This window comes from Pseudomonas sp. LBUM1646 (assembly GCF_059716165.1).
Window position 1 is genome coordinate 1,424,490 of record NZ_CP166810.1, and the last position, 18,758, is coordinate 1,443,247.

Annotated in this window: 19 protein-coding genes; 4 read left to right on the top strand and 15 right to left on the bottom strand. The window is 61.0% G+C overall.

The genetic code is table 11. The annotated features are described in order from the left end of the window. The first annotated feature begins 31 nt into the window (after positions 1-31). Complete coding sequence (locus tag ACA071_RS06255; RefSeq protein WP_497643583.1) at positions 32-241, top strand: hypothetical protein; 210 nt, start codon at positions 32-34, stop codon at positions 239-241. A gap of 49 nt (positions 242-290) precedes the next feature. Here the strand turns inward: ACA071_RS06255 and pdeM are convergent, their stop codons facing one another. The 11 genes from pdeM to ACA071_RS06310 all read right to left on the bottom strand — a co-directional run bounded on the left by pdeM (position 291) and on the right by ACA071_RS06310 (position 14,272). Then, a complete protein-coding gene (gene pdeM, locus ACA071_RS06260) occupies positions 291-947 on the bottom strand; it encodes a ligase-associated DNA damage response endonuclease PdeM (protein WP_497643584.1) in 657 nt (218 codons plus the stop codon). Then, positions 947-3,433 (bottom strand): ligase-associated DNA damage response DEXH box helicase, encoded by a 2,487-nt coding sequence (locus ACA071_RS06265; protein ID WP_497643585.1) that lies wholly within the window; start codon positions 3,431-3,433, stop codon positions 947-949. The genes pdeM and ACA071_RS06265 overlap by 1 nt, the downstream gene beginning before the upstream one ends. Before the next feature lie 120 nt (positions 3,434-3,553). Beyond that, on the bottom strand, positions 3,554-4,318 hold the full coding sequence (locus tag ACA071_RS06270) for an ABC transporter ATP-binding protein (RefSeq protein WP_403017677.1): 765 nt from the start codon (positions 4,316-4,318) through the stop codon (positions 3,554-3,556). A 13-nt stretch (positions 4,319-4,331) separates the two neighbouring features. Continuing rightward, complete coding sequence (locus tag ACA071_RS06275) at positions 4,332-5,450, bottom strand: succinylglutamate desuccinylase/aspartoacylase family protein (protein ID WP_497643586.1); 1,119 nt, start codon at positions 5,448-5,450, stop codon at positions 4,332-4,334. A 13-nt stretch (positions 5,451-5,463) separates the two neighbouring features. Further along, on the bottom strand, positions 5,464-6,174 hold the full coding sequence (locus ACA071_RS06280; RefSeq protein ID WP_497643587.1) for an ABC transporter permease: 711 nt from the start codon (positions 6,172-6,174) through the stop codon (positions 5,464-5,466). Beyond that, positions 6,171-6,899, bottom strand: a complete 729-nt coding sequence (locus ACA071_RS06285) for an ABC transporter permease (RefSeq protein ID WP_497643588.1) — start codon at positions 6,897-6,899, stop codon at positions 6,171-6,173. Before ACA071_RS06285 ends, ACA071_RS06280 begins: the two co-directional genes overlap by 4 nt. Positions 6,900-6,955: 56 nt before the next feature. Further along, complete coding sequence (locus tag ACA071_RS06290) at positions 6,956-7,738, bottom strand: transporter substrate-binding domain-containing protein (RefSeq protein WP_497631413.1); 783 nt, start codon at positions 7,736-7,738, stop codon at positions 6,956-6,958. A gap of 310 nt (positions 7,739-8,048) precedes the next feature. Further along, complete coding sequence (locus tag ACA071_RS06295) at positions 8,049-9,737, bottom strand: ATP-dependent DNA ligase (RefSeq protein ID WP_497643589.1); 1,689 nt, start codon at positions 9,735-9,737, stop codon at positions 8,049-8,051. Continuing rightward, positions 9,734-10,765 (bottom strand): ligase-associated DNA damage response exonuclease, encoded by a 1,032-nt coding sequence (locus tag ACA071_RS06300; RefSeq protein WP_497643590.1) that lies wholly within the window; start codon positions 10,763-10,765, stop codon positions 9,734-9,736. Before ACA071_RS06300 ends, ACA071_RS06295 begins: the two co-directional genes overlap by 4 nt. A 182-nt stretch (positions 10,766-10,947) precedes the next feature. Continuing rightward, positions 10,948-13,398 carry a penicillin acylase family protein gene (locus ACA071_RS06305; RefSeq protein WP_497643591.1) on the bottom strand — a complete coding sequence of 817 codons (2,451 nt, stop codon included), beginning with the start codon at positions 13,396-13,398 and terminating at the stop codon, positions 10,948-10,950. Positions 13,399-13,627: 229 nt separating this feature from the next. Continuing rightward, complete coding sequence (locus ACA071_RS06310) at positions 13,628-14,272, bottom strand: glutathione binding-like protein (RefSeq protein ID WP_497643592.1); 645 nt, start codon at positions 14,270-14,272, stop codon at positions 13,628-13,630. A gap of 145 nt (positions 14,273-14,417) precedes the next feature. On the opposite strand from ACA071_RS06310, the gene ACA071_RS06315 reads away from it, so the two are divergent. After that, positions 14,418-14,975 (top strand): cysteine hydrolase family protein, encoded by a 558-nt coding sequence (locus tag ACA071_RS06315; protein ID WP_497645275.1) that lies wholly within the window; start codon positions 14,418-14,420, stop codon positions 14,973-14,975. Between the two features lie 130 nt (positions 14,976-15,105). On the opposite strand, the gene ACA071_RS06320 is transcribed toward ACA071_RS06315, so the two are convergent. The 4 genes from ACA071_RS06320 to ACA071_RS06335 all read right to left on the bottom strand — a co-directional run bounded on the left by ACA071_RS06320 (position 15,106) and on the right by ACA071_RS06335 (position 16,955). Then, positions 15,106-15,321, bottom strand: a complete 216-nt coding sequence (locus tag ACA071_RS06320; RefSeq protein WP_054046981.1) for an SEC-C metal-binding domain-containing protein — start codon at positions 15,319-15,321, stop codon at positions 15,106-15,108. Positions 15,322-15,326: 5 nt separating this feature from the next. Next, positions 15,327-15,812, bottom strand: coding sequence for an LEA/WHy family protein (locus ACA071_RS06325; RefSeq protein WP_497643593.1), 486 nt, complete (start codon positions 15,810-15,812; stop codon positions 15,327-15,329). Between the two features lie 164 nt (positions 15,813-15,976). Continuing rightward, positions 15,977-16,453, bottom strand: a complete 477-nt coding sequence (locus tag ACA071_RS06330; RefSeq protein ID WP_497643594.1) for a YchJ family protein — start codon at positions 16,451-16,453, stop codon at positions 15,977-15,979. Positions 16,454-16,457: 4 nt separating this feature from the next. After that, positions 16,458-16,955 carry a DUF6231 family protein gene (locus tag ACA071_RS06335; protein ID WP_497643595.1) on the bottom strand — a complete coding sequence of 166 codons (498 nt, stop codon included), beginning with the start codon at positions 16,953-16,955 and terminating at the stop codon, positions 16,458-16,460. Positions 16,956-17,145: 190 nt separating this feature from the next. Here ACA071_RS06335 and ACA071_RS06340 point away from each other — a divergent pair, with 190 nt between their 5' ends. Together ACA071_RS06340 and ACA071_RS06345 are read left to right on the top strand one after the other, a co-directional pair. Beyond that, positions 17,146-17,841 (top strand): PA1041 family peptidoglycan-binding anchor lipoprotein, encoded by a 696-nt coding sequence (locus tag ACA071_RS06340; protein WP_497643596.1) that lies wholly within the window; start codon positions 17,146-17,148, stop codon positions 17,839-17,841. 92 nt (positions 17,842-17,933) lie between these two features. Next, the gene (locus ACA071_RS06345) at positions 17,934-18,656 is read left to right on the top strand and encodes a PA1041 family peptidoglycan-binding anchor lipoprotein (RefSeq protein WP_497643597.1); all 723 of its coding nucleotides are present in this window, start codon (positions 17,934-17,936) and stop codon (positions 18,654-18,656) included. Positions 18,657-18,758 lie beyond the last annotated feature (102 nt).

The window sequence follows — 18,758 nt, forward strand, 5'->3', positions numbered from 1 at the left end:
AGTAAACCGGGCCACTGCTCAGGAGTGCTCCATGAAGATCGATCCCCGAATAAGTGCCGAACTGGCAAGGCTTGAGCCCAATCAGATTGGCGTTATGGCCTGGTCCTTGTTGGCACATCCGCCCATCAGCATGGCTGGGGGCATTCCCGGTCAGCCTGATCCCGATACCCCCAACGAACAGCCCACCGAGCCCGGTGAGCCGACCCTGCCGGACGAGCCGCCTCCGGCGCCTGTTGCCTGACACGTGCTGTTGAAAATGAATGGCCAGTCAGCTGTAGTCCTTAAAGACTTCAGCTGACTGGCCATATTTCGTTGTCGCCAATAACAAAGATCTTACAACTGTCCTCCTGCGCGATCTGATACCCGCCGGTAAACGCGCCGAACGCGGGCAACAGGCTGATTTCCGTCCCGAGCCTGAAACACGGCAATCGCAAGCTTTGACGTCCTCTGCCATTCAACCGGTAGACCGGATGCACATGCCCCGCGAGTACATGGCGGCTCGGGTGAGGATCAGGTTCGTGCTGCAGGGCAAATGGCCCCAGTAGCAGAGGTTCTGGTACCACGCGGATGTTCAACGACAACGGTGGATCGCCAGCGCGCTTGTCATGATTACCGCGAATCAGCGTTATAGGCAGCTCGAGGTGGCGTCCTCGCCATTCTGCCAGGGCCTTCAACGTCTCCTTTGCGTGGGAGCCGGGACCATGAAGGAAGTCGCCGAGGAAAATCAGCTGACGACAGGGCAGGGCACTCAGCAACTCATCCAGCACCGCGATGTTTTGTCCGGTGGTACCCCGTGGTACGGGCTGACCGAGACTGCGATAGGCCGCGGCCTTGCCGAAATGCACATCGGCGATCAACAGCGCTTGCTGCACCGGCCAGTAGATGGCTTTCTCGGGCAGCAACCAGAGTTCTTCGCCGGCCAGACGCACTGGATAAGGCGCGCTCATCAGGCTTTCCCGGTTTCAGCGGTTTTTTCCAGATCGCCGACCATTCGCCGGATGCGATCCGCCAGTTTCTCGGAACTCATGCTCTCGCGCATCCGTTCCACCTGCAGCGGAAAGCCCAGCGGCGTAGGACGCTTGATCTGATGCAGGTCGAATCTCAAGCTATTGATGCGTTCCAAGGTCTGCTCCAGTCGTCGAATATCCAGTTCTTCTCGTAGGACTTCTTCCCCGGCTTGGGCCAGCAACAAGTTGTCGGCGTCGTATTGTTTGAACACTTCAAAGAACAAACCGCTCGATGCTTGAACCTGTCGCGTGCTTTTGGGCGCGCCGGGGTAGCCGGCGAACACCAGTCCAGCAATTCTTGCGATTTCCCGAAAACGCCGAAGCGCCAATTCACCGGCATTGAGGCTGGCGAGCACATCGGCCAGCAGATGTTCGGCGCTGAACAAATCGGGATTCAGGTGATGGGACCAGTCGATAGCGGTCGCGCTGAGCAGTTCCAGTCCATAGTCGTTGACTGCGATAGAGAATGTCACCGCTTGCCGCTGACTGACCCGCCAGGCCAGCAGGCTCGCCAGCCCCAGATGCACCTGGCGCCCGGCGAAGGGGTAGAGGAACAAGTGCCAGCCCTCGCGGGATTTCAGCGCTTCGGCCAACAGGCTGGTCTCGGTCGGCAGCCCGGACCAGCGCTGTTGCACTTCCAGCAGTGGACGCAACGCGATCATTTCAGGGCCGACAAAGTGACCCGATGCCGCCGCACTGAATCGCGCAACCACCGCTTGGGCCAACTCGCTGGACAGTGGCATACGCCCGCCATTCCAGCGCGGCACTGCGGCTTTTTTCACGTTGCTGCGCCTGACGTACGCGGTCATGTTTTCAACCCGTACCAGTTCCAGCAAACGCCCTGCGAACAGAAGGCCGTCGCCTGGTTTGAGCCTTGCGATAAAACCTTCCTCGACACTGCCCAATTGCTTGCCGCCACCACCCTTGCTCCAGAACTTCAGCGCAATGCTCGCATCGCTGACGATGGTGCCGATGCTCATGCGATGCCGGCGCGCCAGCCGCGCATCCGGCACACGCCAGACGCCCTGTTCATCCGGTTCGACCCGGCGATAATCCGGATAAGCCGTCAGGGAAAGTCCACCGTGGCGTACGAAAGCCAATGCCCAGGCCCAATCCGCCGGCGTGAGGTCCCGATAAGCCCAGGTGCCGCGCACTTCTTCGTACAGCTCATCCGGCATAAACCCACCGCCCAACGCCATGCTGACCAGATGCTGCACCAGCACATCCAGCGGCTTGTGCGGCGACTCCCGAGGTTCTATACGGCGTTGCGCCACGGCGCCTTCAGCGGCAGCCGCTTCGATCAGTTCCAGGCTGTGCGTCGGCACCAGCGTCACCCGCGAAACCCGCCCCGGCGCATGCCCGGAACGCCCTGCACGCTGCATCAGCCGCGCCACGCCTTTGGCCGAGCCGATTTGCAGCACGCGTTCCACCGGCAGGAAATCCACGCCCAAGTCGAGGCTGGAGGTGCAGACCACCGCTTTGAGCTGCCCGTCCTTGAGCGCGCGCTCGACCCAGTCTCGGGTGTCCCGGGACAGCGAACTGTGATGCAAGGCGATCAACCCGGCCCAATCCGGGCGCGCCTCCAGCAGCGCCTGATACCAGATCTCCGACTGGGCGCGGGTGTTGGTGAAAACCAGAGTGCTGGGGCTGGAGTCGAGTTCGGCGACCACCTGCGGCAACATCTTCAAGCCGATGTGCCCGGCCCAGGGAAAACGCTCGATGGCAGGCGGCAACAGCGTATCGACCCGCAGCTCCTTGCCGTTTTCGCCTTGAACGCTGATACCGCCACCTTGTGGGATTAATACCTGTTCGGCGTGGGCCTGATTTCCCAGCGTTGTGGAAACGCCCCAGACGATCAAGTCCGGATGCCATCGGCGCAAACGTGCGAGGGCCAATTGCAGTTGCACGCCACGCTTGTTGCCGAGCAACTCGTGCCATTCATCGACCACCACCATGCGCAATGTCGACAACGCGGTTTGCGCATCGGCACGGGCGAGCATCAGGGTCAGGCTTTCCGGGGTGGTGATCAGTGTGGTCGGCAGGCGCCGGCTCTGGCGGGCGCGTTCGCTGCTGCTGGTGTCGCCGGTGCGCAGGCCGACGCTCCAGGGGATTTGCAAGGCGTGTAGCGGCGCTTCCAGCGCTCGCGCAGTGTCGGCGGCCAAGGCACGCATGGGCGTTATCCACAGCATTGTCAGCGGTGGTGCCACCGGTTTGCGTTTGCGAGGCGTTTCAACAGGTGCAACAGACGAGGCGAAGCGATTGAGCGCGGCAAACCACACCGCATAGGTTTTACCGGCACCGGTACTGGCATGCAGCAACCCGGACTCGCCCCGCTTGACCGCCGCCCACACCTGTTTCTGAAAGGCGAACGGCTTCCAGCCGCGAGCGGTGAACCATTGCTTTGCGTAGTCGGGGGAGGTTCCCATGCCGGCCGTGTGCGCTCTGAAAGTCTTCTTTCAGTGACCGCGCCGCGATGCGAAAGGTTTAATGGCGGTGCGCGGTCCTGTAGGAGCAAGCCTTTGCTCCTACAGGGTCAGGACGGTGTATTACTTGAGGTTGCCGCTCAGAAACTGCTTCAACCGCTCACTCTTCGGACTGCCCAGCACATCCTCCGGCGCCCCTTCTTCCTCCACCAACCCCTGGTGCAGAAACAACACCTGGCTCGACACTTTGCGGGCAAAGCTCATCTCGTGAGTCACCATGATCATGGTCCGGCCTTCTTCGGCCAGGCCCTGGATCACGCGCAGTACTTCGCCCACCAGTTCCGGGTCGAGGGCCGAGGTCGGTTCGTCGAACAGCATCACTTCCGGCTCCATGGCCAGTGCTCGGGCGATAGCTACCCGTTGCTGTTGGCCGCCGGACAGAAATGCCGGGTACTGATCGGCTACGCGCGCCGCCAGGCCCACTTTGTCGAGATATCGCCGGGCGCGGTCTTCCGCTTCCTCTTTGCTGCACCCCAACACCCGGCGCGGCGCCATGGTGATGTTTTCCAGCACCGTCATGTGGCTCCACAGGTTGAAATGCTGGAACACCATCGCCAGGCGCGTGCGGATCCGTTGCAGTTCATCGGGATCGGCCACGTGCATGCCGTGACGATCCTTGACCATGCGGATGTCCTTGCCATCCAGGCTCATGGCGCCGTCATTCGGTTGTTCGAGGAAGTTGATGCAGCGCAGGAAGGTACTTTTCCCCGAGCCGCTGGCGCCGATCAGGCTGATGACGTCGCCGGTGTTGGCCTTGAGCGAAACACCTTTGAGCACATGATGGTCGCCATAGCTTTTATGCAGGCCGTCGATGGTCAATTTATACATGGGGCATGCATCCTCAAGGCGAAAGTAGGTAGCCGCTGCGATAGGCTTCGGTGCCCGCGACGTGGGCGATCACCATGCCGGCAGTGGCCATGCGGCGCAGCGAGCGGGCGTACATCAACCCGGCGGCGTTGCAATGGATAGGGGTGACGCGGTCAAGGATCGGGTCGATGACTTCGGCAATCAGTTGCCCAGCTTCCAGGTATTGCCCCGGCACGGCGGTGAACACCAGCAACCCGCCGACGGGCGTGGCCACGGGTTCCACACCGGCCAGCGGGGTGGCCGGGTAGGGCAGCTCGGGCAAAGGCGCAGGTGTGCCGGCAATGGCGCCGAAGTGAATCAGGTAATCGATCAGCGCCTGGCAATCGGCGCTGGCCAGCGGATGATAGACGTCGCCCTGGCCGCGCAATTCGACGGTGACCGAAAAGCTGCCCAGCGGAATATCGAAGTGCTCGCCGAAGCGCTCCTTCAACTGCCACCAGAGCAAGGTGAAGCATTCATCGAACGACTGGCCGCCGGAATCGGTGGCCAGCAAACTCGCCTCGGCGCCGATGTAACGCGCCAGTGGCTCGACCTGCGGCCAGGCCTCGGGCGTGGTGTAGAGGTGCGCGACGGCTTCGAAATCGCAATGCAGGTCCAGCACCATGTCCGCGTCGCAGGCCAGGCGTTGCAGGGTCAGGCGCTGGGATTGCAGTTGGGTGCCGGCGGTCTGGCGGGCGAGGGCGTTGCGCAGACTGGTGCGGATCAGTTCGAGGTTGTGCTGCGGATCGTCGCCAAGCTGGCCTTCGATCTCGTTACCAACCTCTTCGCTCAAATCGACGAACCAGCGGTTGAAGTTCTGCCCGCTCTCCAGTTCGTAGCGGCCCAGCGGCACGTCCATCAGCACTTGTTCGAGGCCGACCGGGTTGGCCACGGGCACCAGCACGATTTCGCTGCGCAGGCGGCCGGCGGCTTCGAGCTGCGTCAAACGCTGCTTGAGGTGCCAGGCCACCAGCATGCCGGGCATTTCATCGGCGTGAAGGGACGACTGAATGTAGATCTTGCCTTTGGCCGACGAAGGGCCGAAGTGAAAGCTGTGGATCTGTCGTGCGGTCCCCGGCAGCGGGGCCAGCAAGTCATGTTTCTGGTGGCGCATGTTGTAAGAAATCCTAGTGAGTCGGCCCGAGGAAGGCCAGCCATCGGCGTTCGGCGAGACGGAACAGGCCGACCAGCGCAAAGGTCACGGTCAGGTAGATCAGCGCGGCGATGCCGAACGACTGGAAGGTCAGGAAGGTCGCCGAGTTGGCGTCCCGCGCGACTTTCAGGATGTCCGGGATGGTCGCGGTGAACGCCACGGTGGTCGAGTGCAGCATCAGAATCACTTCGTTGCTGTAATAAGGCAACGAGCGACGCAGGGCCGACGGCATGATCACGTAGGCATAGAGCTTCCAGCCTGTCAGACCGTAGGCCTTGGCGGCTTCGACTTCACCGTGGTTCATGCTGCGGATCGCCCCGGCGAAAATCTCCGTGGTGTAGGCGCAGGTGTTCAGGGCGAAGGCGAGGATGGTGCAGTTCATCGCATCGCGGAAGAACGCGTCCAGCACCGGTTGCGCACGAATGGCCGCCAGGCTGTAAATCCCGGTGTAGCAGATCAGCAACTGGATATAGAGCGGCGTGCCGCGGAACAGGTAGGTGTAGAACTGCACCGGCAAGCGGATGTAGAAGTGCGGCGAAACCCGGGCGATGGACAGCGGGATCGACACCAGGAAACCGATGAAGATCGAAGCGCTGAGCAGCCACATGGTCATGGCCAGGCCGGTGATGTGATAGCCGTCGGTATAAAGGAAGGGTTTCCAGTATTCCTGCAAGAGTTCGATCATCGTACGGCCTCCCGGGAGCCGGCGGCGTAGCGGCGTTCAAGCCAGCGCAGGACGAAGTTGGAAGCACTGGTGATCAGCAGGTAAATCAGCGCGGCCAGGACCAGGAAGTAGAACAGTTGATAGGTGCTTTTACCGGCGTCCTGCGCGGCTTTGACCAGGTCGGCGAGGCCGATGATCGACACCAGCGCGGTGGCCTTGAGCATCACCATCCAGTTGTTACCAATGCCTGGCAGGGCGAAGCGCATCATTTGCGGGAACACCACGATCCAGAAGCGCTGGCCGCGTTTGAGGCCATAGGCAGTGGCGGCTTCGACTTGGCCACGTGGCACGGCAAGGATCGCCCCACGGAAGGTTTCAGTGAAATACGCGCCATAAATGAAGCCCAGGGTGATGACCCCGGCGCTGAACGGGTTGATCTCGATGTATTCCCATTCCATGAAATCGGTAAACGACGTCAACCAGGTTTGCAGGCTGTAGAAAATCAACAGCATCAGCACCAGGTCCGGCACGCCGCGGATCAGCGTGGTGTAGACCTGCGCGGGCACGCGCACCAGTTTGACTTTGGACAGTTTGGCACTGGCGCCCAGCAAGCCGAGTAACACGGCCACCAAGAGCGACAACACCGATAATTTGATGGTCATCCAGGTGCCTTCCAACAGCAAAGGACCGAAGCCCTTAAGGCTGAAGGCTGAGAGCCCCAGGTTTTGTAAGAGGTTTTCGAACATAAATCAGCAACCTGATCGAGTAAAAAAAGCGCCCATCGCGAGATGGGCGCCGGGCATTATTTGCCGCTGTACAGATTCAGATCGCCAAAGTGTTTCTTCTGAATGGTGGCGTAGGTGCCATCGTCGTGTAACGCTTTGATACCTTTATCCAAAAGTGCCTTCAGGTCTTTGTTACCTTTAGAGATACCGATAGCTGTTTTGGCAGGCAGCAATTCGCTGTCCACCGGCTTGCTGATTTCGTAACCAGCGCCATTGGGTGACTTCAAAAAGCCCAATTCGGCTTGCAGCATGTCCTGGATCCCGGCGTCGAGACGACCGGAAGTCAGGTCGGAATACACCTGATCCTGGTTCTGATAGGCCTGGGTTTTCACGCCAGCCTTGTCCAGAACGGCTTTGGCATAGGCTTCTTGAATGGTGCCTTGTTCGTAGCCGACGGTTTTGCCCTTGAGCGAAGCGACGTCTGCCGTTACGCCAGAACCTTTTTTGGACACGTACGCGGTCGGGCCGGAGAACAGCTCGCTGGAGAAGTCGATGACTTTTTCGCGAGCCGGGGTGACGGTCATCGAAGAGATCACACCGTCGAATTTATTGGCCTTGAGGCCCGGAATCATGCCGTCGAAATCGCTTTCGACCCATTTGCACTTGACCTTCAGCTCGGCGCAGATTGCGTTGCCCAGATCGATATCGAAGCCCACCAGGCTGCCGTCGGCCGCTTTCGACTCGAATGGTGCGTAGGAAGGGTCAACGCCAAAACGCAATTCTTTGTATTCCTTGGCCAGCGCGGAGCCGGCAGCCATGCACAACGCCAGTGCAGAAAGGGTCAGCAATGCTTTTTTCATTATTCAATCCCTAAGAACCAATATGAGCGCTTGTGGCGCAGAATTATTGTTACTGGAAAGCGTAAGACCTAATGAAAGTAGCAATTTCCGAACCAGAGTCCCGAACAAGCGTTTTAAAAGGTGAAGAAAGAAAGGGCACGGGCGGATTTGTGCACGAAAATGGGCGTCGGAAATTTCCTGCACCAACTTGGTTCGCCGGATCGTTCCCACGCTCTGCGTGGGAATGCAGCCCGGGACGCTCCGCGTCCCAAGAGCGGACGCGGAGCGTCCCTAGAGGCATTCCCACGCAGAGTGTGGGAACGATCGGGTGTCAGCTAAGCAGGTCCTGCAGTGTGGCCAGGCTATCGGCTTCTTCCACCGACTTATCCTGTCGCCACCGCAACATCCTGGGAAACCGCACCGCAATCCCGCTCTTGTGCCGCCGGGACAGGGCAATCCCTTCAAATCCCAGCTCGAACACCAGGCTCGGCTTCACGCTGCTCACCGGCCCGAACTTTTCTACTGTGGTTTTGCGCACAATGCCATCGACCTGACGCATTTCCTCATCGGTCAGCCCTGAATAAGCCTTGGCAAACGGCACCAGCGTCCGTTCGCTTGCGTCGGGCGGTCCGTCCCACACAGCGAACGTGTAATCGCTGTAGAGACTTGCCCTACGGCCGTGCCCCCGTTGGGCATAGATCAGCACCGCATCGACGCTGAACGGTTCGACTTTCCATTTCCACCACACGCCCATGTCCTTGGTCCGACCCACGCCATACAGCGCATCCCGAGCCTTGAGCATCATGCCCTCGACCCCCAATCGACGCGACGCTTGCCGTTGCCCGGCGAGGTCGAACCAGTCTTCACCGGTGAGCACCGGAGATGCCCGCAGCACCGGGCTGTTGCAACTGTCGATGACTTGCTCCAGTTGAGTGCGACGTTCTGCCTGAGTGTGGTTGCGCCAGTCTTCCCCTTGCCATTCCAGCAGGTCGTAGGCGAGTAACACCACCGGCACTTCATCGAGGATTTTCTTGCCGAGGGTTTTACGGCCGATGCGCTGTTGCAGCAGGGCGAAGGGTTGCACCGCGGGAGGATTTGGGAATTGCGGGTCGAAGGCATCCTCGGTGGTGGGTTGGGCAGATTTCCAAGCGACGATTTCTCCGTCGATCACTGTGCCGTCCGGCAAACCGTGGGTCAGCGCCTCCAGTTCGGGAAAACGCTCGCTGACCAGTTCTTCACCCCGGGACCAGATCCACAGCCGCCCCTCACGCTTGACCACTTGGGCGCGGATGCCGTCCCACTTCCATTCGACTTGCCATTGGCTGGCCGGTCCGAGAAGTGCCTCAAACTGCTCCACCGGTTGTGACAAAGCGTGGGCGAGGAAAAACGGATACGGCTGACCGCCCCGTTGGGCATGTTCGTCGGCGGATTGCGGCGCGATGAGTTTCAGGTAACTGGTGGCACTCGGACGGTTGGACAGGTCGGTGTAACCCACCAGCCGCTGCGCCACTCGTTTGCTGTCGAGCCCGGCCATGCCGGCCAGCGCCCGAGTGACCAATAGCCTGGAGACGCCGACGCGAAAACTGCCGGTGATCAGTTTGATGCACAGCATCAGGCTCGGGCGGTCCAGTTGCGCCCAGAGGGCGGGCAGTCGCCGGGCCAGGAACTCCGGGGTTTCACCGCGCAAAGGCAGCAATTTGTCTTCGATCCAGGTCGCCAGCCCATCGGTAGAACTGTGGGGCGTTTCGGGTAGCACCAGCGAGATGGTTTCCGCCAAATCACCGACGGCTTGATAGCTCTCTTCGAACAGCCACGACGAGAGCCCGGAAATCTCCACTGCCAGCTCACGCAGCGCACGCACCGGCACCAACTGCCGAGGCCGACCGCCCGAGAGAAAGTACACCGCCCACGCGGCATCTTCCGGTGCGGCTTGGGCGAAGTAAGCCTGCATCGCCGCCAGTTTGGCGTTGCTCGAAGTGGTGGCGTCGAACTCGGCGTACAACGCGGCGAAGGCTTTCATGGCAGCACCTCGGCGGTTTCCACCGCGACGGCGTGGTCTTCTTCATTGTCGCCGTACTCGGTGCTGAAACCTTGGGCATCCAGCCCTTGTTCGCGCAGATGCCGCACCAGCACGCCGATCGAGCCGTGGGTGACCATCACTCGCTCTGCCCCGGTCTGGTCGATGGCCCAGAGCAGGCCCGGCCAGTCGGCATGGTCCGAGAGGACGAAACCGCGATCCACACCGCGCCGCCGCCGAGTACCGCGTAAACGCATCCAGCCGCTGGCGAATCCATCGCTGTAATCGCCGAAGCGGCGCATCCAGCTGCTGCCAGCGGCCGAAGGTGGGGCGAGAACCAAAGCCTGGCGCATGATCGGATCGGTCTTTTTTAATTCGCCGGCGTAAATCGTTGGCGGCAGATAAATCCCTGCTTCGCGATACACCCGGTTGAGCGGTTCCACTGCGCCATGCACCAGAATGGGGCCGATGCTGGCGTCGATGCCGTGGAGAATGCGTTGCGCCTTACCGAAGGAATAGCAGAACAGCACACTGGCTTTTTCGGCCGCGATGTTCGCCCGCCACCACTGATTGATCTCGGCAAATACCTGCACCTGGGGCTGCCAGCGGTAGATAGGCAGGCCGAAGGTCGATTCGGTGATGAACGTGTGGCAACGCACCGGTTCGAACGGCGCGCAGGTGCCGTCGGGCTCGATTTTGTAATCCCCAGAGGCGACCCAGACTTCACCGCCGTATTCCAGGCGCACTTGGGCCGACCCGAGGACATGGCCGGCCGGGTGAAAACTCAAGGTGACGCCGTGGTGCAGCAGGCGTTCGCCGTAGGGCAGGGTTTGCAGGTTGATGTCCTGGCCCAGACGCGTGCGCAGAATCCCTTCGCCGGGGGCCGCTGCCAGGTAGTGTTGATTGCCGGTTCGAGCGTGATCGCCGTGGGCATGGGTGATCACCGCGCGCTCCACCGGGCGCCACGGATCGATATAGAAATCCCCGGCGGGGCAGTACAAACCTTCGGCGCGCGCGATAACAAGATCCATGTCGTTACCAAAATGGAGGGACTTGTTAGCTATGAGGTTTGCGCGAGGCTAGAAGTTCTATCGAGCTGATCGTTCCCACGCTCTGCGTGGGAATGCCTCTAGGGACGCTCCGCGTTCCAATGGGACGCGGAGCGTCCCGGGCTGCATTCCCACGCGGCGCGTGGGAACGATCAGTCAGCGGGTTATTTACCCGGTGTCAGGGTCAACCGCGTCTTGCCATACGCCTTGTCAAAGTTCTGTGGCTGCATCGGCAGGCTCATGTACTGGCCCTTGAGCCACGGATCGATGCTGTCGAGGTAGTTCGGGCTGGCCGGGTTGCCGGACTGGCCGCTGCCGTTCTGGCCCATCAACGGTTCGGCCTGGCCGAAGTCGACGATAAAGCGCATGGACGGCGCCAGCGTGGTGTTGAAGTCCTGGCCCCAGGCGAACGCGGCGGTGTTCAGCGTGGTGTGATCGCCACCGGCCGCGAGCGGACCGCGCACGGTCTGGCCACTGGCATTTTTCCACTCGTAGCGATGCAGTTTGCCCCACTGCCAGGCCTTGTGATCGCCGCCCAACTGACTGTCGCCGGCACTGATCGCCGCCGCCAGGCTGCGGGCGAGGATCGCCGGTTTGTCTTCTTTCTGCGGCGTGCGCGCGTCCTCCCAGAACGGGCTGTCTTCGCGACCCAGCAAATGATCGGCCTGGGCCGCGTAGGACAACTTGCCGTTGGCAACAAAGGCTTTCCACGCCGGGCCGCTTTCCGGGCCCAGTTCGTCGAGGAAAATCTGCTTGGCGCTTTCCTGCAAGAACAGCTCATAAATCGCCGCATCGGCAGACGTTGGACTGAGCTTGCCGTCGAACGCCATCAAGTGCGCCAGCGCCTCACGGGCCTTGCTGCGATCAGCTTCCGGCAACGCGTCGATCGCCTGTTTCAGCGGCTGGGCCATTCCCGGCGCTGTAAACATTTTTTTCAGTTTGGCGGCGAAGGTGGTGGTCTGGTCGTACTGCATGGCGATCAGGCTGCGGGTGTCGTGCTTGCCCACGCCGGCCAATTCGGCCAGACGTTCGCCACGTTCCGGGGCGGACCAGGAATTAGACAACTGCATGCCGTAACCATGGGGGATGACCCGCTGGTTGGCGGTGCCGAGCCAGCCCTGGGCCGGATCCTGGTCATACGGGTGCAGCATCGGGTCGGCGTAACCGTCCCAATCGTAGCGACCTTCCCAGCCCGGCGACGGCAGCAGGCCTTCGCCTTCGCGGCGGTTCGGGTAGCGACCGGTGACTTGCCAGCCAATGTTGCTGGCGTCGGCGAAGACCAGGTTCAGGGCGATGGCGCGGATTTCACGGCTGGCGTCCGAGGCTTTCTCGACGGTCTGCGCGCGGGACAGGTCGAAAAACGCGTCCAGGGTCTTGTCGTCGGTGAAGCTCGGGGTTTGCAGCGCCAATCCGAAACCATTGGCCATGCTCAGGCCCTGGGCGCTGTTGAGCAGCGGCCCGTGGCGGGTTTCGTACACCGCTTCGCGAATCGGCCGCTGGCCTTTGACGAAGTAGGTTTCGTTGCGCACGACCACCGGCTGCCACTTGCCGCCGACTTCGTAGGTAAGGCCATTGCCCTGGCGTTTGATTTTTTCCAGGAACAGGTCCTGGTTGTCGCCCATGACCGTGGTCATGCTCCACGCCACTTTGCCGTTGAAGCCGCCGAGCACCATCGGCAGACCGGCGATGCTGACGCCGGCCGCCTGATATTTCGGCGCGCGGATCTGCACGTAGCTGAACAACGACGGCACGCCCAGCGGCCCGTGGCTGTCGCTGGCCAGCAGGCTTTTGCCGCTGCGGCTGCGTTGCGGGCCGATGGCCCAGTTGTTCGACGACGTGGCGCCGAGCAGATTCAGATCGGAGAGTTGCCCGGTGGCCTTGGTGATTTCCACCAGGCCGGGGATCGCGCCGTTGAGCTTGATGCCCTGGAGCTTGTCGGCTTCGCCTAGCGGCAGTTTTTCGTCGGGCGCGGACGGCGTCAGCCACGGCAGCTTGTCGGTAGTGACCGTTTGCGCCAGCACCAGCGAGGAGATTTCTTCCGGCAGGTTGGCCGATTGGCTGAAATTCAACAGGCAGAAAATCAGCGCCGAGTCTTCCGGCTTCCAGTATTCAGGCTTGTAACCGCTGGCCGCGAGGTCGGCCGGCAGTTTGTCGCGGTAGCGGAACAGGTAAGCGTTGACGCCCCGGGCATAGACTTCGAAGAAGCGCTTGAGCCGCGGCGACGAGGCTTTGTACAGCTCGCCGGCGCTTTTCTTCAGGTTGATCGCGCGCATATAGCGGTCAGCGTCGAGCAGGTCCGCGCCGGACATTTCTGACAGACGGCCTTCGGCCAGCAGGCGCATGGTCACCATTTGCGTGAGGCGGTCGCTGGCGTGGACGTAGCCGAGGGCGAACAGCGCGTCGTGGAAGCTGTTGCTTTCGATCAATGGCATGCCCATGGCATTGCGTCGAACCGACACGTTCTGCGCCAGGCCCTTGAGCGGCTGCACGCCTGAGTTGGGCGGGAGGGTGTCCTGGGTGTTCCAGGTCTGACAACCGGTCAGGCTCAAAACACCGGCCACTGCTGCGGCAACGCCGAACCGGGGAAGAAAATGTGTGAGGGCTGGCGAGGCCATGGCAAAGCTCCTGCGGGGGTAGTAACGCAATAAAGGCGCTACGTTAGTGAGCAGGAGGTGGCCGCGCAAGCGGCGGCGGGGTTATTTCTTCACCGTGATCGTCGTGATCGTTCCCACGCTCTGCGTGGGAATGCAGCCCGGGACGCTCCGCGTCCCATCCAAAGCCGAACGCGGAGCGTCCGTTGAGGCATTCCCACGCGGAGCGTGGGAACGATCGGCGGACAAACGGTCAGGATTTAGGCGGGTTGACCTTCGCTGCCAGTGCATACGCCTTCACCGTCGCCGGGCGGTTCTGGATGTGGTTGAACCAGCGCAGCACGTTGGGGAAGTCTTCGAGGTTCTGGCTCTGCCACTTGTGGGACACGATCCACGGGTAGATTGCCATGTCGGCAATGCTGTATTCGTTGCCGGCGACGAATTCATTGCTCGCCAGCTGCTTGTCGAGCACGCCATAGAGGCGAGCGGTTTCGTCGATGTAGCGTTTAATCGCGTAGGGGATTTTTTCCGGTGCAAACTGGCTGAAGTGATGATTCTGCCCGGCCATCGGCCCCAGACCGCCCATCTGCCAGAACAGCCATTGCAATGCTTGCTGGCGCCCGCGCAGGTCCTTGGGCAGGAACTTGCCGGTCTTCTCGGCCAGGTACAGCAGAATCGCCCCGGACTCGAACAGCGACAAAGGCTCACCACCATCGGCCGGCTCGTGATCGACGATCGCCGGGATTTTGTTGTTTGGGGAAATCTTCAGGAATTCAGGTTTGAACTGATCGTTCTGGCTGATGTTGATCGGGTGCACGTCGTACTTGAGGCCGGCTTCTTCGAGGAATATCGAAATTTTGTGGCCGTTCGGGGTGGTCCAGTAATACAGGTCGATCATGGAGTGCTCCAGAAAATGGACGTCGTTAGGTACGGACAGCAACCGCTCGCATTAGGTCGTCCTGTTTGCACCGCAGAGCTTGCCTGTAGGAAGAGGTGATGCTGAAGTGCGTGAAATTCAATGACCCGGCATGAGAAAAGTCAGCATGGAGCTCAAGAACAACGCGGCGCTGATCATCATCGATCAACAGAAAGGCATCCTGCATCCCAGGCTGGGGCCTCGAAATAATCCTCAGGCCGAAGAGCGAATTCTCGATTTGCTGGCGCACTGGCGGCGCACCGCACGGCGGGTGATTCACGTGCAGCACCTGTCCCGTTCACCGGATTCAGTGTTTTGGCCAGAGCAATCGGGCGTGGAGTTTCAGGAACGGTTTCAGCCGTTGGCCGGTGAGCAACTGATTCAGAAACAGGTGCCGGATGCGTTTTGTGCGACGGCGCTGGAGGCGAGTTTGCGTGAGGCGGGGATTGAGCAATTGATCATCGTTGGCGTGGCGACGAACAACTCGGTGGAATCCACGGCGCGAACGGCCGGCAATCTGGGGTTTGAAGCATGGGTGGTGGAGGATGCGTGTTTTACCTTCGACAAGGCTGATTTTTTCGGCAACCCGCATTCCGCCGAGGAAGTGCATGCCATGTCGCTGGCGAATCTGCACGGCGAGTACGCCACCGTCGTCAGCACCGCAGCGATCCTGAACAACGACTGAAAACCTGTAGGAGCGAGCGGTGCGACGATTCGACTGGCCCGCGAAAAAGGCACCGCGGTCACTCAGGCAGACCTCGTCATCGTTCTTCGCGGGCAAGCTTTGCTCCTACCTGAAGCAATGCATCAACGCGTTACGCGCCGTGGCACTTCTTGAATTTCTTGCCGTTGCCGCACGGGCAAGGGTCGTTGCGGCCGACGTCTTTCAGAGCGTTGCGCACCGGTTCCTGGTGGGCGTGGCCGCAGTTCGGGCCGTGGACATGGCCGTGGTCGTGATCATGGTGGTCGTGGGCATGATCGTCGTGATCGTGGTTGCAGTCAGGGCCATGAACATGGGGTTGCTGGGTCATCGGGGTTACTCCGGAATTAAATCGGCGGGGATTATCACGCCATTACGCGCCAGGTGCACGTAGTGCGCGATGAATAAGCCGGTTTCCAGTTCACCTTCCAGACGATAGGGGATGGATTGCTTGGGGCTTTTCAGCAATTTCACCAGGTCCCGCACTTTGGGCCACAGGTTGGTGCGGATCGGCACCTTGAAATAGGCGCTGCGTTTGGGGCCAACGGTGAACCAGTGCTCGTGCTCGCCTTCGGTCAGTAGCATCTCGCCCAAATGGATGCGGTATTCCAACCCGCGCACGGTCAAGTCACTGTCGTTGGGGTTGTCGACGCGAAAGTGCAGGAGGAATTTCTGTTCCAGCAGTTTGGCCCGCACCACCTCGACCTTGACCAGGTGCACCTGGGGCTCCGGTTCATCGTCGCTGAACCAGGACGCACAGCCGCCGAGGCTCAGGATTGCGAGCAGGGTGAGCAGATGTATGAAGCGGGGCTGACGGGGCATGGTGATGTTTCTCCCTTGTGTAGCAGCTGGCGAAGCCTGCGTTCGGCTGCGAAGCAGTCGCCCTCCTGGCAACCCGATCTGACTGACACACCACTGCGCCTGATTTCACGACTGCTGCGCAGTCGAACGCAGCCTTCGGCAGCTGCTACAGGGTGACCATCATCTCAACTACCGAAATACCCCGCACAACACTTCTTGTATTTCTGCCCGCTCGCGCACGGGCAGGCGTCGTTGCGCCCGGCCTTGAGCTGCACAGTCGGGTCGATGAAGTACCAGTGGCCGGTGTTCTGCACAAACGAGGAGCGCTCGCGGTGGCTGTGTTCGCCGGCGCCATCGTGCCAGCGTGCGGTGAAGGTCACGAAGGCGTGTTCCGGTTGCCCGCCAAACACCTCGGAGCTTTCCACCTCAAGGCCCAGCCAGGTGCTTTGGGCGCTCCAGTCGCTGATGGACTGACGATCCAGGCCAGCCTGTTGGGCGGGCAGGGTGGTTGCCACCAGATAATCCACCAGCCCCAACACATAGGCGCTGTAGCGCGAACGCATCAAGGCTTCGGCGCAGGGAGCCGGGTGGCCGGCATGGTAATGACCGCAGCAGGCGTCGAGCAGGGTGCCGCTGCCGCAAGGGCAAATGGATGTACTCATTGCGTTACCACCAGTGTTTCCCGAAGTTTTCCGGATTGGCCCAGAACCGTGCGTTGAGCCAGTCGGGCACCTGTTTATAGTCAAGCAGATCATAGGTGAAGAGCGTCAGCACCTGATCGTCGCGCTGGAAACGTTCGCTGGCTTGCAGGGCCAGGGAGAAAAAGTCGGTTTCCTGCCAGCCGCTGGCCGGCAAGTCCGCCAGCACTGCGATGCGACTGGCGTTGAGATTGCGGATCCCGCCCAGCAAATTCAGGCCATCGCGCTTGGGCAAGTGCTCCAGGCAATCGACCACCAGCGCCAGGTCAAAGCGCCTTGCCGCCAGCTCCGCCGGCAATGGCCCGGGTGCGGCATGGGCGACGCAACTGTCCGGGTGTGCGAGCTTGAAAGCCTCAAGCGCCGGGAACTGGCTGGCACCAATCAGCAACAGGCGCGCGGGGGCGTAGCGGTCAAGCAAAGCGGCCAACGCCTGCTGGGGCGTGCGCGAAGAAATACCTGCAATCATCGAAGATCCTCAATCAGAGCTGCCAAGACTAGCCTGCCCCAACGTTCGGGCCTAGAGCCACTGTGCGGCAAAAGTGCCGATCTGCCGTGAATACGGGGCGAAACGGCATTGGCCTATTGCTGGCGGAGATTAAAACTCGGGTCTTTACTCCCTGAATCGGTTTTAAGCCGATCCCTCAGGAGAACACTAGATGAGCATAGTTCGGACAGCATTACCCTTGGTTCTGCTAACCAGTGTGTTGACTGGTTGCGCAGGTTTGCAGAAAACCGACTGGCCGACCTGTGCGGCAGTCGGTGGCGTCGTCGGTGCGGGGCTGGGTGCGACGGAAAGCGCCGCCTGGGCTGGCGGCGGTGCGCTGTTCGTCGGCGGCATGGCGGCGGCCTATTGCTGGGTGCACGGTGATGGCGACGAAGACGGCGATGGCGTGCCGGACAGTCGCGACAAGTGCCCGGGTACGCCTAGAGGCGTGCAGGTCGATGCTGACGGCTGCCCACCACCCGTCCCTGCACCAGTGGTCGAGGAAGTCGTCGTGGTCAAGGAAGAAACCATCGTGATCCGCGATGTGCACTTCCAGTTCGACAAAGCCACGCTCACGCCTTCCGATAAAGAGGTGCTCGATAAAGTCGCCACCCGCCTGAAACAGGAATCGTCCACCGCACGCCTGACCGTGACCGGCCACACCGACAGCGTCGGCAGCGATGCCTACAACCAGAAACTGTCGGATAAACGTGCGCATTCGGTGGTGGAGTACCTGATCCACGATGGCGTGCCACGCAGCAGCTTCGTGTCGGTAACCGGTAAAGGCGAAAGCCAGCCAGTGGCCGATAACAAAACCGCTGATGGCCGCGCGCTGAACCGTCGCACCGAAATCAAAATCGAGCGTTAAAGTCCCTTCCGCTCCGCGGCTTGTGCAGTCGCGGATGCGGGTCTTTACTCCTGTGTAACCGGTATGGGCCGGTAACACAGGAGCATTCACAAATGAGCGTTCTCACAAGGACCGTCTTGCCGGTTCTGCTGCTTGGCAGCCTGTTGACCGGTTGCGCCACTCACAGCGATGGCACTGCCCCCCTGAATCAACGTACCTGGCCGATCTGCAGCGTTATAGGCGGCCTGGTCGGCGGTGGCCTGGGCGCTATCGAAAGTGGCGGTTGGGCGGCCGGTGGTGCGGCGCTCGGTATCTTGACCGGCGGTTTGATCTGCTACGCCCAGGATGGCGACGAAGACAGCGACGGGGTCTTTGACCGCCGTGATCGTTGCCCTGATACGCCGGAAAATACCCCGGTCGATCATCGCGGTTGTCCGTTGCCGCAATACCCGGTCAGCGTGAAACCCGTCGAACCGGCACCGGTCTCCGAAGTCATCACCTTGAGCGATGCCGGCAACGTGCTGTTCGCTTTCGACAAGTCCGACCTGACACCAGCAGCACGCAGCCAACTGGATGCGCTGATGGCCAAGCTGCAAAACGCTGATGTGGTCAGCATCAAGGTAGTGGGCCATACCGACAGCACCGGTTCGGATGCCTATAACCAGGCTTTGTCGGAACGTCGCGCCAGCAGCGTGGCCGCTTATCTGTTGAGCCAGGGCCTGGCGCCTAACAAACTCACCAGTGAAGGCAAGGGCGAAAGCCAGCCAGTAGCCGATAACGAAACAGAAGAAGGGCGGGCGCAAAACCGACGTGTGGAATTGCACATCAACCGCTGACGCATGACGTAGAGCCTCGATCTAGAGCCGCCGGGCGACCAAAGTCGCGAATCCGGCGGCCGTCTGGATGAATTTTCTCTTGCCCACTGGCGTATCCCTTGC